The following is a 12,515-nucleotide window of genomic DNA, read 5'->3' on the forward strand; positions in this document are numbered from 1 at the left end:
ACGGTCGTGCCGCTCAGACGGCCAGGCCGCCGGGCTGGTCACCCTTGACCACTGGTGCCCGGACCAGGTTGCCCCACTCGGTCCACGAGCCGTCGTAGTTGCGCACCTGCGGGTAGCCCAACAGGTGCCGCAGCACGAACCAGGTGTGGCTGGACCGCTCGCCGATCCGGCAGTACGCGATCACATCGTCGTCCGGGCTCAGCCCGAGCTGGTCGGCGTAGATCACCTTCAGCTCGTCGGCCGACTTGAACGTGCCGTCTTCGTTGGCGGCGGACTTCCACGGCTTGCTGACCGCGCCCGGGATGTGCCCACCGCGCAGTGCGCCCTCCTGCGGGTAGTCCGGCATGTGCAGCATCTCGCCCGTGTATTCACCCGGCGACCGGACGTCGACGAGTGGCCGGCCGGACGCGACGTGCGCCATGACCTGCTCCCGGAAGGCCCGCAGCGGGGCGTCGTCACGCAACGGCACCGGATAGTCGGCGCGCGGGCGAGCCGGCTTGTCGCGGGTCACCTCGCGCCCCTCGGCGATCCACTTCTGCCGGCCGCCGTCGAGCAGTCGCACATCGGCGTGGCCGAAGAGCGAGAAGACCCAGAGGGCGTACGCGGCCCACCAGTTGAAGTTGTCGCCGTAGAAGACGACGGTGTCGCCCCGGCCGATGCCCTTCGCGGCGCACATCTCGGCGAAGCTCGTGGCGTCCAGGTAGTCCCGGGTCACCTGATCGTTCAGCTCCAGGTGCCAGTCGACCTTGACCGCACCGGGAATGTGACCGGATTCGTAGAGCAGCACGTCCTCGTCGGACTCGACGACGACGAGGCCCTCATCGCCCAGATGCTCGGCCAGCCACTCGGTGGTGACCAGCCGCTGCGGGTCCGCGTACGACTGGAGGCGGGGATCGGGATCGTTCGGCACAGACATGATCCCCAAGGTACGCCGTTCAGGCGCGACGGTGGGCTATCCGACCAGCGACGACTGTCACCAGGCAGGTGCCGTCGAGGCCGTGCACCGCGAGGTCGGCCCGCCCGCCCGGACGCAGCGTCGGCGCCACGGCGGTGGCCAGCACCAGCAGGTCGCCGCGCTCGGCGGCGGCCCGCAGGGCAGGGTCGGTCAGGTGTTCCGCCAGCACCGCCGTCACCCCGGTACGCAGCAGCGCGTGCACCCGCTCACGCGGGGTCGGAGCGGGCGGCAGCGGACCGTCGTGCAGCAGACCCGGCCCCAGCGAGCCGGGCCAGCGGCGAACCCGGGCGTTGGCGTACGCCGAACTCAGCTCGGCCAGTGGGCCGACGGCCTCGATCCGGTCGCCACTGACCAGCACGGCGTGGTCGGGCAACGGCTCGCCGTCCGGGTCACGGCGCAGCAGGGCCGCCGTGTGCACTGTGAGCATGATCAGTCGACGAGCGGGCCGAGTTGTGGGCGCTTCGCCGTCACAGTGTCGCCGGACGACCGACCGGTCAACCGCCGCTTCACCCACGGGGCGAGGTACTGACCGGCCCACCGCAGGTCGGAAGCGCGGGCGGCCAGCCATGGTGACGGCGCCGGGTGCGGCGGAACCATCAGCCACTCCTCGTCGCAACCAACCCCGAGGGCGTTCAGCACCTGCCCGGCGACCCGGCGATGCCCGGCCGGGGAGAGGTGCAGCCGGTCGGTGCTCCAGAGCATGGGGTTGAGGAACGTGTCGTCGGCGTACAGGTCGACCATGATGGCGCCGTGCCGCTCGGCGGTTTCACCGACCGCCTGATTGAGCAGCTGCACCCGGGGGGCGACGAGGCGTTGGCCGGGCAGTCGGGCCATCACGTCAGCGAACCGGAAGAGGAGCACGTCCGCGCCACCCGAGCGTAGTTGCCGGACCACCTCGTCGAAGCGGGCGACCAGCGTGTCCGGGTCGAAGGTGCGCCGCAGCACGTCGTTGCCACCGGCCGCGAAACTGATCAGGTCCGGCTTCATCGCCACGGCGGAGGGCACCTGCTCGGCGACCACGCTGGGGAAGAGCCGGCCCCGGATGGCCAGGTTCGCGTACCGGAAGTCGGGCCCCGCGTCGGCGGCGAGCCGGGTCGCCACCAGGTCCGCCCAGCCTCGGAAAGTGCCGTCCGGGTACGCGTCGTCCATACCCTCGGTGAAGCTGTCCCCGACCGCGACAAAACTGCCCCAGCGCACCCGCGCCTCCCTCACGCCACCCGTTGCCTGCGGCGACCAGTCTGTCACCGCAGCAACGCCCGGCACCGCCCCGAATCCACTACGTGTCGGAGGTCATTGCGCGGACGACGACGGGCGGAACCGGCCACCCCCGTGAGTGGCCGGTCCCTCATACCCGGTGACGCTGCACCGGGAGCTCAGCCCAGCAGACCACCCCACGGCTGGCCGGCGGGCACCGACGCGGTGGCCAGCACCCGGCCACTGGCGGTGTAACGGACCAGCCGGTACGCCGGCGCGCCGTCCGACGGTGTTCCCGCGTTGACCTGCACCACCAGACCGCCGTCGGCCAGGACGAGCCCGTCGATGGCTTGGCCGTGCCCGGTCGGCTGCTTCCAGGCCGGGTCCAAGGGCGCCAGCTCGGTGACGGCCCCGCTGGCGGCGTCGAGCCGGTAGTTGCGGAACCGCCAGGCGCAGCCACATCCGCCAGGGCTGGTCGTGTGGGCGCTGATCACCAGCGTCTGGCCGTTGCCGGAGATCGCCGCCACCCCACCAATGACGAGGCCGGCGGGGAGGCGCGGGCTGATCGCACGTCGGACGCCTCGCTCGTCCCCGATCGCCACGGTCTGCGCGCCGACCTGGGCGATCCATCCGCCGGACACCGTCGGGCACTTCGGGTGGTGGGTGGCGAGCACCTTCTGCCCGGTCCCGTCCGCGTTGACCGCGATGAGCGTCAGCTCCTTCTCCCGCCCCAGGCCGTACAGCACCCGTCCGGAGTCGAGCCAGCTCGGCGCGCAGGTCTGCTGACCCTGGGTCGGGATGACGTGCCGCTTCGTGCCGTCGAACGCGCTGATCACCAGCCGGCGGGCGGACCCTTCCATCCAGGCCGCCCGTCGGCCGTCCGGCGAGACGGCGAGCGGGCCGTTGAGGGCTTTGCCGTTCTCGGGGCGGCCCGAACGCACCACCTGCCAGGCCCCAGCAGTGGTACGCCGCCAGATCCGGGCCGGGTCGTTCTGCTTCTGGCCTGACTCCTCGGCGGTGTACCAGGTCAGCTGCGGCCACTGCGTCGAGCCGACCGCCGGCCGGGCCGGCGCGACGGCCGGGGCCGCGTCCGGCACGGAGCCGCCAGTGCCGGCGGCCGGGGTGTCACCGGTCGCGGGAACGGCGGTGGCGGTGGCGGTTTCGGTCGGAGCGGGAGTGGTCTTCGGGTCGGCGGTACCGCAGGCCGCAGCGCTGAACGTCAGCAGCAGTGCGGCCGTACCGGCGAGCGCGCCGGAACGGCGGGCCGAGGCGGGACGGGTGGTGTGGGTGAACGGGCCGAGGTTCATCGTTTCAATCCTTTGTGGAGGCTTCCCGTGCCTGACACCACCCAAGACGAGCGCCTGGCCGTGGCGAGTTGCCGTCGCGGCGCGCTACTACCGGACAGTCGGATCCGCTCGCACCGGCAACCTTTTCCACAGTTCACCGACCGTGATCAACACTGGCCCGTTGACGGTGCGCAGACACAGGAAGGGCGGGCCACCCGAGGGTGACCCGCCCTTTTTCGCGCTGATCGTCAGTCGACGACGGCCAGGATCTGCTCGTTCTTCAGGCTCGCCGGCTCGGCGGTCTCGGAGATCTTCCTGCCGTCCTCGTCCACCAGCAGCACCGCGTACCCGTTGCTGGTCTTGACCCGCACGACCATCGAGCCGTCGGTCTGGAAGTAGACCTGCTGCGGCTTCCGGCCACCCAGGGGCAGTCGTATCTCCTTGCCCGTCTGTGTGGCCCGCACCACGACGACGCCGGAAGTTAGAACCCCGGCCTCCTGATTTCTACTGCCAGAGTCGCGGCGGTTCAGTGCGATGCGATCACCATGTGGGGAGAGGCTCATAACGTCACCGCTCGCCAAGAAGTCACTTGGATCCAGCACTGGCATGTCATGCTTTCGATTGCCACTGCTATCGAGCAGCACCACACCGTCATGGGTGTTCATCGCGATGGTGGCACCATCGGACGACCAGCGGGGATTGCACCCAGCAAGCTCGCTGGCCCACCAGCGCACCGTCCTATTCGCCGAGCCTGTGTCCAGCACCCCGTAACGGCCAGGCCCCTCCGCCTCGTTCCACTCGCCGAACAGCAAGTGCCGCCCATCGGGCGACCAGACCGGGTGGACGCATGTCTGGTCGACCTCTGTGCGCATCCGCTGCCTGCCGGAGCCGTCGACGTCGGCCGTGTAGAGGTTAATACTGCCCTCGCCGTCACCCTGCACCCACGCAACCCGGCGCCCGTCCGGCGAGATACTCACCCGCTCGACGGACGCAAAGGGTTCAGGCAGAGCCCCTAGTCGTACCGGACTGTTGCCCGGACGCCAGGACCGCAGGTTCGCGGTCTTCACCTGGGCCACGCTGGCGGGGCCGTAGAAGAGCTTGCCGAACTGCACGGACGGGGTGTTCGTGCTGGACCCGCCGCTGGGCGGGGCGCCGGGCGTGTCGCCGGCGCTGCCGGACGGCGTCGGGGTGGGCGTCGGAGTCGGCGACGGCGACGCGGTGACCGACGGGGTGTCAGCCGGCAGCGGGGGTGGGGACTGGTCCGGCCGGATGGCGAAGGCGGTGCCGGCCGCTGCGGCGACCAGCACCAGCGCGGCGGCCGACGTGGCAACCGCCCGTTGGATACCGAGCCGACGGGACGTACGCAGGGTCCGGTCCCGCAGGTCGACGGAGGTGACCTCGTCGGCCAGGGCGGTCAGGTCGAGCCGAAGGCGCTGGTCGTTCATTGGGTACTCCCTTCCAGGACGTACAGCTCGGCGAGTTCGGGCGCGACGGCGCGCAGCCTGGCCAGTGATTTGGCCGTCTGGCTCTTCACGGTGCCGATCGTGACGCCGAGCAGGTCCGCCGCCTCAGCCTCGGTGCGGTCCTCGAAGAACCGCAGCACCAGCACGGCACGTTGCTTCGGGGAGAGCTTCGCCAGTGCCGCCCGCAGGGTGAGCCGCAGACTGGTCTGGTGGGCGTGGTCCGGGGCCGAGTCGCCTCCGCGTGGCTCGGGCAGATCGCCCGGCATCGACTCGGGTACCCGGCGCCGTCGCCACCAGGACACCTGTAGGTGGTACATGGTCTTGCGGGTGTACGCCTCGGCGTTGCCGCTGTGGTGCAGGCGGTTCCAGGAGCGGTGGGTCCGGGCCAGGGCCGACTGGACGAGGTCCTCGGCCAGGTGCTGGTCGCCGGTGAGCAGGTAGGCCGAGCGCAGTAACGCTGGGGTGCGGGCACGGACGAACGAGTCGAACTCACTCAGCAGAGGGTCCACACGGGCCAATCCTTCAGGTCGAGGTACGAGGGCTTGGTGTCATTGCAGACGCGAGCAACGGCGTCGATGGTTGCCGGCGTCGGGTCCGGTTCGGATCGATTTGGATCGCTCATCCTGCCGTACCGGCCGTAGGCTGCGCGGATGCTGCTACGCATGTCGACCCTGTTGCTGCGGACCCTGCGCGAGGATCCGGCCGACGCGGAGGTGCCGAGTCATCGGCTGCTGCTGCGCGCCGGCTACATCCGTCGTGCCGCACCGGGCGGCTACACCTGGCTGCCGCTGGGCAAGCTGGTGCTGGATCGGATCACCGACGTCGTACGCGCCGAGCTGATCGCGATCGGCGACCAGGAGGTGCACTTTCCGGCGCTGCTGCCCGCCGAGCCGTACCGCACCAGCGGCCGGTGGACGGAGTACGGCGACGACATCTTCACCCTCGCCGACCGGCGCGGTGCCGAGCACCTGTTGGCGCCCACCCACGAGGAGATGGCGGCGCTGCTGGTCAAGGACCTGTTCAGCTCGTACCGGGACTTCCCGGTGACGCTGTTCCAGGTGCAGACGAAGTTCCGCGACGAGGCGCGGCCGCGGGCCGGGTTGCTGCGCGGCCGGGAGTTCCTGATGAAGGACGCGTACTCCTTCGACCTGGACGAAGCGGGGCTGCGGGAGGCGTACGGGCGGCATCGTGCCGCGTACCAGCGGATCTTCGATCGGTTGGGGCTGGACTACACGGTGGTGCGGGCGATGTCCGGCGCGATGGGCGGCTCCGCGTCGGAGGAGTTCCTGGCGGCGACGCCGGTCGGCGAGGACACGTTCGTCGGCTGCACCTCCTGCGACTTCGCGGCGAACACCGAGGCGGTGGCCACCCGGGTGCCGAGCGCCGGTGACCCGAGCGCGCAGCCGGCGGTCGAGGTGCACGACACTCCGGAGACTCCGACCATCGCGAGCCTGGTGGAGTTGGCCAACGCGCGCCGGTTGGGCGGTCGGGACGGCTGGACCGCCGCCGACACCCTGAAGAACGTCGTGTTGTCCGTGCGTCAGCCGGGTGCCGACCGGGCCGAACTCCTGGTCGTCGGGCTGCCCGGTGACCGGGAGGTCGACCTGAAGCGGGTGGGCGCCGCACTGCACCCGGCACAGGTGGCCGTCTTCGAGGAGTGGGCCGAGCATCCGGAGCTTGTTCGCGGCTACCTCGGGCCGCAACTGCTCGACAAGCTGGGCATCCGCTACCTGGTCGACCCTCGGGTGGTGACCGGTTCTGCCTGGCTGACCGGGGCGAACGAGCCGGGCCGACACGCGACCGACGTGGTGTGCGGACGGGACTTCACCCCCGACGGCACCATCGAGGCGGCCGACGTCCGCGCCGGCGACCCCTGCCCCGCGTGCGAGGCGGGCGAGCTGACCATCCGGCGGGGCATCGAGATCGGGCACATCTTCCAGCTCGGTCGCCGCTTCACCGACGCCTTCGCCGTCGACGTGCTCGGGCCGGCCGGCAAGCCGGTCCGGCCGACAATGGGCTGCTACGGCATCGGGGTCTCCCGGGCGGTGGCGGCCGTCGCCGAGCAGCACCACGACGACCGGGGACTGGTCTGGCCGGCAGCGATCGCGCCCTGTGACGTACACCTGGTGGTTGCGGGCAAGGGCCCGCAGCTCGACGCGGCGCTGGAGCTCGGCGGGCGTCTCGCCGCCGCCGGCCTGCGGGTGCTCGTCGACGACCGCACGCACGTCTCGGCCGGGGTCAAGTTCACCGACGCCGAGCTGATCGGCATCCCCCGGGCCGTCGTGGTCGGCCGCCGGCTCGCCGAGGGGTACGTCGAGCTGCGCGAGCGGGCCGGCGGCGAGCGCATCGAGCTGCCGCTGACCGGTCTGGCGGAACGACTCGTCGAAGAGGTACGGCGGGAACGTGCAAACCTGGTGTAGCGACGGCGTCACGGGGTAGTGCAGTCGGATCGGGTGGATACGTCTTCGGAGGCTCTCATGACCGGTTACCGGGTCAGCGACGTGATGACCAAGCAGGTCGTGTACCTGCCGGTGGAGACCACCCTGGACGAGGCGGCCAGGGTGATGAAGGAGGCCGACATCGGTGATGTGGTGGTCACCGACGGCGCCAGCCTCGCCGGCATGCTCACCGACCGGGACATCGTGGTGCGGGCCGTGGCGGAGAACAGCTCCCCCGCGGCCACCACCATCGGCTCGATCGTCACCCGAGAGGTCGTCATGATCGAGCAGCACTGCACGGCGGGTGAGGCGGCGGCGCTCATGCGGGATCGGGGCATCCGACGGGTGCTGGTCTGTGACAGTGACCGCAAGCTGGTGGGGATCGTCTCGCTCGGCGACCTGGCCATGCAGCTCGACCCCACCAGCGCGCTCAGCGAGATCAGCGAGCAGTCACCGACGGTGTGAGCGGGGCCCCGGCATGACGGCGGTAGCCTCGACGCATGGCTGACATGCCGGCCCGACTGGCCGAGATCGTCGACGAGTTCGCCGCCGCGCCGCGCGACCTGGTGCTGGAGATGCTCCTCGAGTACGCGGACGTCATCCCGGCGCTGCCGGAAGGCGCCGCGGAGCGCGAGGGCATGGAGCAGGTGCCCGAGTGTCAGACGGCGTTCTTCCTTCGGGCCAAGGTGACCGCGGAAGGCACGGTGGAGACGCTCTTCGACTGCCCCCCGGAAGCGCCCACCACCCGGGCGTTCGCCGGGATCCTCGCCGAGGGGCTGGCGGGGGCGAGCGCCGAGCAGGTGCTGGCCGTGCCGGACGACCTCTATCAGCGGATGGGGCTGGCCCAGGCGATCAGCCCGCTACGAGTCCGTGGCGGCACCGCGATCCTGGGCCGCCTCAAGCGGCAGATCCGGGAACAACTCGGCTGACCTCGGGGTTGCCACCGAGCATGGAGATCGAGATCTACGCGGACGTCATCTGCCCGTGGTGCTACATCGGCAAGCGCCGCCTGGATGAGGCCCTCGCCAGCTACGACGGCGAGGTGACGGTCCGTTACCGGCCTTTCCAGCTCGACCCGTCGCCGGTGCCGCAGCCCCTGCCACTGGTGCAGGCACTGGCGGGGAAGTTCGGCGGCCCGGAGCGCGCCCGGCAGATGGTCGACCACGTGACTCAGGTCGCGGCGGCCGACGGGCTGCGGCTCGACTACGACCGCGCGGTGATCGCCAACACCTTCGACGCGCACCGCCTCGTCTCGTGGGCGACCGACCAGGGCCGGGCGGCCGAGATGGTGGAGGCGCTCTACCAGGCGCACTTCAACAACGCTGTCGACGTCGGCTCGCGGGAGGAGCTGGCCACGCTGGCCGGCGAGATCGGCCTCGACGCGGCCGACGCGCGCCGGTTCCTCGACTCCGACGAGCGCGTCGCCGACGTCGCCGACGCACTGGCCACCGCCCGGGACCTGGGCATCACCAGCGTGCCGACCTTCGTGCTGGCCGGGAAGTACGCGATCTCCGGCGCGCAGGACGTGCAGACATTGCTCGCCGCGTTCACCGAGGTCGAGCAGCGAGAGTCCGCAGCGCACTCACACTGAGTCACCAACGGCCGGGCGTCCGGCATCGATGATCACGATGTTTCACGTGCAACAACATCGATGCCGATGCCTGGTCAGGCCGGCCTGGCCAGCCCCTCCACCACCTGGGCTCCCGGCAGCGCGCCCAACGCCGGCCCCGGCAGCGCTATCTTGCTGTGCCGAACGCCGGAGCCGACGATCACGTGCGGTGTGGCGATGACCCGCGAGTCCACCAGGATCGGCCACTGCGCCGGCAGCCCGATCGGGGTGATGCCGCCGTACTCCATGCCGGTCAACTCGACAGCGTCGTCCATCGGGGCGAAGCTCGCCTTGCGGACGTCCAGCGCCCGGCGGGCCACCCCGTTCACGTCGGCCCGAGTGGTGGCCAGGACGATGCACGCCGCGTAGCGCACCACTCCCTCGCGCTTGCCCGCCACCACGACACAGTTGGCCGACACGTCCAACCCCACCTCGTACGCCGCGCAGAACGCCGCGGTGTCGGCGAGGTCGGCGTCGATCGGCGCGACCAGCACGTCGTTGACGTCCACCGGCGCGTCGGCCGGCCACTGCGCGATGGCCTCCGCGACCGGCGGGGCGAGCAGATCCAGGCGGGCGCGGGCCGGTTCGGTCTTCAGCGTTCCCATCACGGGTGCGATCCTCGCATCCGCGACGCTGAACCGCCCAGCGGCTCCCCGGCCCCCCGGCGACGCCACCGGCCGGGGTCGGATCGATCCGGCGCTCAACTGCCGGCGAGGAACGCGTTGTCGCGCATGAAGGAGCGGTCGCGGGCAGCGGCCAGCTCCTCCTCGCGCTGGGCCTTGGCCCGTTGCAGCTCCAGATCCTCGAACGCGTGCCGGACACCCAGCCGGATCACGCCGTAGAGGAAGACGAAGCCGAAGACGTAGAGGATCACAGTGGTGACGACAGCGAACATGGCGTCACGGTAAGACGAACATGAACCGTTGTTGCTCTCATTTCCGGCCGGTTCCCCCGTACGTGTTCGCGAGCCTCTTGAGCAGTCTGGTTCACCCCGACCGGATCAGGTCCAACACGGTGAGCAGCGCGAAGAACGCGATCACGATCTCGTTGACGATCCAGGCGTGCCCCTCGGCCCAATCCCGCATCCGGGTCAGCACCCGTGAGGCCCTGCTCCCCAACAGCAGCAACGCCAGCAGAGGCAGCGCGAGCAGGAGCACGGTGAGCAGCACGAACGGCACCAGGTGCCACCACGGCAGATCATGTCGGGCCACGCTCGCCCCGACGGTTGCCATGGTCAGGTCGTCGGTCGGCGTCGCCACGAAGAGCAGCGCACCCAGCCGCAGCGCCTGCGGCGGACCGGCACGCTCGATGCTCCCCAACCAGCGCGGCGGTCCGGAGCGGCCCCGGCGGACCCAGATCAGCACGGCCAGGCACACCAGCAGGGCCAGCACGACGAGGTCGATGGCGGGGCCGCGATCAACCCTTCCGGCGACCGCGCTGGCGTCGGCCGCCACTCCACCAACCAGTTTGGCCACCAGCCAGGCCACAGTCACCCCGGCGGCGACCACCAGCCCCGCGCCGGCGAGGAAGCCCAGCGACGCCGCCCGGGGCCGATCCGACGAGGCGAGGAAGACCGCCACCACCAACTGCGTCCCGGCGACCATGACCACGGCGAGCGGCAGAATGGTCAGGAGGTTCATCGCCCGCCATCTTTCCGGCACGAGCAGGTGGGACGCTGCCGAATCCGCTGATCACCCGGCCGGTCGCACACCCCCGCCCACCACGACCCGGCCGGCCAGCAGCGCCCCGAGCAGCGCCAGCCCCGCGGTTACCACAAGCGTCGTCGTGTAGCTGGCCGGGCCCGGCGCATTTCCTGCTGCCAACACGGCCCCGGTCAGCGCGAGCACTGTCGCCGCGAAGAGGGAGTCGCTCAGTTGCAGCGACGAGCTGTTGCGGCCCTGCTCACCCGGCGCGGACAACTCCAGGGTGAGCACCGACAACGGCGGGTAGAGCAACCCCATGCCCAGGCCGGCGATCGCCCAACCGAGCACGGCGACGGCCACCGGCAGCTCGGGCCGGACGGCCAGCGCCACGGTCGCGGTGCCGACGGTGATGCAGCTCAACCCGGCTCGCGGCAGACTGGCCCGCGACGCCGGCACCGGGATCCGGCCCTGCAACCAGGAGCCCGCCGACCAGGCCAGCGCGCCGACCGTGAGGACCAGCCCGGCCGCGGTCGGCGAGAGACCTCGTTCCCGGGAGAGCATCAGCGGGATCACCACCTCGCTGCCGACGAAGGCCGCCGACGCCAGGCCACGCAGCCCCACGACGGTGGGCAGCCCTCGTGCGGCCCGAAGGAACCCGGCCGGCAGCAGGCGCGGTGCACAGACCAGCAGGCCGACCACGGCGGACGCGACAAGAACCAGGGCCGTGGCGCCGCGCTGCTGTCCCCCGATGTGCAGCAGTGCGGCACTCACCGCGGCCCCGCACGCCCAACCGATCCGTGCCGCCGCACCCGCCGGCGGGCTCGTCGCCGCACTCCGGCCCAGCGACCGAAGGCCGGGATGAATCAGCAGCCCCGCCGGCACCGCCACCGCCGGCACCGCCAGGAAGACCCACCGCCAGCCCAGGTGCTGCACGATCAGGCCGGCAACCGCCGGCCCGACCAGCGACGGTACGACCCACGCCGCCGCGAACGCCGCGAAGATCCGCCGGTGCAGGTCCGGCGGGTACGCCTGCCCGACGATCACGTACAGCGCCACCGAGAGCAGCCCGGAGCCGAAACCCTGCACGACCCGCCCGACGACCAGCGCGCTCATCACGGGGGCGGTCCCGGCGATCAGCAACCCGACCACGAACCAGGCGACGCCGTGCCACATCGGCCCCCTGGGCCCCCGCGCGTCGCACCAGATGCCGGAGACCACCATGGCCAGCACACCGGTGGCGAACGGGCCGCCGAACGCGATCCCGTAGAGCGCCAGCCCGTCCAGGCTGCGCGCGACGGTGGGCATCGCCGTGCCGACCGCCAACGCCTCGAACGCGAGGAGTGAGATCAGCGCGACGCTGCCCACCGTCATCGCGCGCAGTCGGGGTGCGAAGAGTCCCGGTGCGGCGGGTGTGGCGGTGACGGCTGTGCTCGGCATCGACCGAGCATGCGACTTCAACCCTGATTCATGTCAACCGCCCGGTGACCCGGCTCTCGTCAGGCGTCCTCCAGCGCCTCCCCGAGACCGCGCACCAGTCCGGAAAAATGCTGGTCTGCCAGCACGTGACCAGCAGTGATCACCACAGCGATCGGCCACTCGATGACCTGTAGCGCGGCGAGCACTCCGAGCCCGGCGTAGTAGACGACCTTGTCCGGTGGTGGCACCGCCACCTCACCCAGCATCGGCAGTTGCACCCGCCGGTTGTACATCGTGACGTTCTCCCGTGAACCGTTGAGATGTCGCGTCAGCGTGCTCATGCCGGCCTCCCCATGTCCGGTGATGGTCGTCGGGTTCCACGGCCCATCCCGTCCATGCGCCTGCGACGGCGGAAAATTCCGCCACTCAGGGGGCATAACGGATGGCAGGTCGGGAAGCCAGGCCGCCGGACGTCAGTGCGGTGGGAGGACGACATGGCCAAGGTCAGGAC

14 protein-coding genes and 1 pseudogene are annotated in these 12,515 nt (G+C 71.0%); 4 read left to right on the forward strand and 11 right to left on the reverse strand.

The annotated features are described in order from the left end of the window. Positions 1-13 precede the first annotated feature (13 nt). From AB0B68_RS14195 to AB0B68_RS14220, 6 genes are all read right to left on the reverse strand, one after another. Positions 14-916: a sulfurtransferase gene (locus tag AB0B68_RS14195; RefSeq protein WP_357194729.1), complete on the reverse strand. Its 903-nt coding sequence runs from the start codon at positions 914-916 to the stop codon at positions 14-16. Positions 917-935: 19 nt separating this feature from the next. Beyond that, positions 936-1,382, reverse strand: coding sequence for a hypothetical protein (locus tag AB0B68_RS14200; RefSeq protein WP_357194726.1), 447 nt, complete (start codon positions 1,380-1,382; stop codon positions 936-938). Between the two features lie 2 nt (positions 1,383-1,384). Next, positions 1,385-2,152: an SGNH/GDSL hydrolase family protein gene (locus AB0B68_RS14205; RefSeq protein WP_357194723.1), complete on the reverse strand. Its 768-nt coding sequence runs from the start codon at positions 2,150-2,152 to the stop codon at positions 1,385-1,387. A gap of 176 nt (positions 2,153-2,328) precedes the next feature. Further along, positions 2,329-3,456 carry a hypothetical protein gene (locus AB0B68_RS14210; RefSeq protein ID WP_357260236.1) on the reverse strand — a complete coding sequence of 376 codons (1,128 nt, stop codon included), beginning with the start codon at positions 3,454-3,456 and terminating at the stop codon, positions 2,329-2,331. 227 nt (positions 3,457-3,683) lie between these two features. Further along, positions 3,684-4,880 carry a hypothetical protein gene (locus tag AB0B68_RS14215; protein WP_357260239.1) on the reverse strand — a complete coding sequence of 399 codons (1,197 nt, stop codon included), beginning with the start codon at positions 4,878-4,880 and terminating at the stop codon, positions 3,684-3,686. Beyond that, positions 4,877-5,407 carry a SigE family RNA polymerase sigma factor gene (locus AB0B68_RS14220; RefSeq protein WP_357194714.1) on the reverse strand — a complete coding sequence of 177 codons (531 nt, stop codon included), beginning with the start codon at positions 5,405-5,407 and terminating at the stop codon, positions 4,877-4,879. The genes AB0B68_RS14215 and AB0B68_RS14220 overlap by 4 nt, the downstream gene beginning before the upstream one ends. Before the next feature lie 141 nt (positions 5,408-5,548). Between AB0B68_RS14220 and AB0B68_RS14225 the strand changes: the two genes are divergently transcribed. From AB0B68_RS14225 to AB0B68_RS14240, 4 genes are read left to right on the forward strand one after another with little or no spacing between them, the layout of a single operon-like run. Next, positions 5,549-7,318, forward strand: coding sequence for a proline--tRNA ligase (locus AB0B68_RS14225; RefSeq protein ID WP_357260242.1), 1,770 nt, complete (start codon positions 5,549-5,551; stop codon positions 7,316-7,318). A gap of 57 nt (positions 7,319-7,375) precedes the next feature. Further along, complete coding sequence (locus tag AB0B68_RS14230; RefSeq protein WP_354945799.1) at positions 7,376-7,801, forward strand: CBS domain-containing protein; 426 nt, start codon at positions 7,376-7,378, stop codon at positions 7,799-7,801. Between the two features lie 35 nt (positions 7,802-7,836). Continuing rightward, positions 7,837-8,265, forward strand: a complete 429-nt coding sequence (locus tag AB0B68_RS14235; protein WP_357194707.1) for a SufE family protein — start codon at positions 7,837-7,839, stop codon at positions 8,263-8,265. 20 nt (positions 8,266-8,285) lie between these two features. After that, positions 8,286-8,927 carry a DsbA family oxidoreductase gene (locus tag AB0B68_RS14240; RefSeq protein ID WP_357260245.1) on the forward strand — a complete coding sequence of 214 codons (642 nt, stop codon included), beginning with the start codon at positions 8,286-8,288 and terminating at the stop codon, positions 8,925-8,927. Between the two features lie 74 nt (positions 8,928-9,001). Here the strand turns inward: AB0B68_RS14240 and AB0B68_RS14245 are convergent, their stop codons facing one another. The 5 genes and pseudogenes from AB0B68_RS14245 to AB0B68_RS14265 form a co-directional block, all read right to left on the reverse strand. Then, positions 9,002-9,550 carry a YbaK/EbsC family protein gene (locus AB0B68_RS14245; protein ID WP_357194822.1) on the reverse strand — a complete coding sequence of 183 codons (549 nt, stop codon included), beginning with the start codon at positions 9,548-9,550 and terminating at the stop codon, positions 9,002-9,004. A gap of 95 nt (positions 9,551-9,645) precedes the next feature. Further along, complete coding sequence (locus AB0B68_RS14250; protein ID WP_030331904.1) at positions 9,646-9,840, reverse strand: hypothetical protein; 195 nt, start codon at positions 9,838-9,840, stop codon at positions 9,646-9,648. Positions 9,841-9,931: 91 nt separating this feature from the next. Further along, positions 9,932-10,585, reverse strand: a complete 654-nt coding sequence (locus tag AB0B68_RS14255) for a GAP family protein (protein WP_357260248.1) — start codon at positions 10,583-10,585, stop codon at positions 9,932-9,934. 51 nt (positions 10,586-10,636) lie between these two features. After that, complete coding sequence (locus tag AB0B68_RS14260; RefSeq protein ID WP_357194698.1) at positions 10,637-12,025, reverse strand: MFS transporter; 1,389 nt, start codon at positions 12,023-12,025, stop codon at positions 10,637-10,639. Between the two features lie 59 nt (positions 12,026-12,084). Then, positions 12,085-12,401, reverse strand: a pseudogene (locus tag AB0B68_RS14265) (hypothetical protein). Between the last annotated feature and the right edge of the window lie 114 nt (positions 12,402-12,515).

The sequence above is a fragment of the Micromonospora sp. NPDC049049 genome (assembly GCF_040649115.1).
GTDB lineage: Bacteria > Actinomycetota > Actinomycetes > Mycobacteriales > Micromonosporaceae > Micromonospora.

Coding starts and splice junctions, on each gene's coding strand:
- AB0B68_RS14195 (WP_357194729.1), bottom strand. CDS start 916: ATGTCTGTGCCGAACGATCCCGATCCCCGCCTCCAGTCGTACGCGGAC.
- AB0B68_RS14200 (WP_357194726.1), bottom strand. CDS start 1,382: ATGCTCACAGTGCACACGGCGGCCCTGCTGCGCCGTGACCCGGACGGC.
- AB0B68_RS14210 (WP_357260236.1), bottom strand. CDS start 3,456: ATGAACCTCGGCCCGTTCACCCACACCACCCGTCCCGCCTCGGCCCGC.
- AB0B68_RS14215 (WP_357260239.1), bottom strand. CDS start 4,880: ATGAACGACCAGCGCCTTCGGCTCGACCTGACCGCCCTGGCCGACGAG.
- AB0B68_RS14225 (WP_357260242.1), top strand. CDS start 5,549: ATGCTGCTACGCATGTCGACCCTGTTGCTGCGGACCCTGCGCGAGGAT.
- AB0B68_RS14230 (WP_354945799.1), top strand. CDS start 7,376: ATGACCGGTTACCGGGTCAGCGACGTGATGACCAAGCAGGTCGTGTAC.
- AB0B68_RS14235 (WP_357194707.1), top strand. CDS start 7,837: ATGGCTGACATGCCGGCCCGACTGGCCGAGATCGTCGACGAGTTCGCC.
- AB0B68_RS14240 (WP_357260245.1), top strand. CDS start 8,286: ATGGAGATCGAGATCTACGCGGACGTCATCTGCCCGTGGTGCTACATC.
- AB0B68_RS14245 (WP_357194822.1), bottom strand. CDS start 9,550: ATGGGAACGCTGAAGACCGAACCGGCCCGCGCCCGCCTGGATCTGCTC.
- AB0B68_RS14250 (WP_030331904.1), bottom strand. CDS start 9,840: ATGTTCGCTGTCGTCACCACTGTGATCCTCTACGTCTTCGGCTTCGTC.
- AB0B68_RS14255 (WP_357260248.1), bottom strand. CDS start 10,585: ATGAACCTCCTGACCATTCTGCCGCTCGCCGTGGTCATGGTCGCCGGG.
- AB0B68_RS14260 (WP_357194698.1), bottom strand. CDS start 12,025: ATGCCGAGCACAGCCGTCACCGCCACACCCGCCGCACCGGGACTCTTC.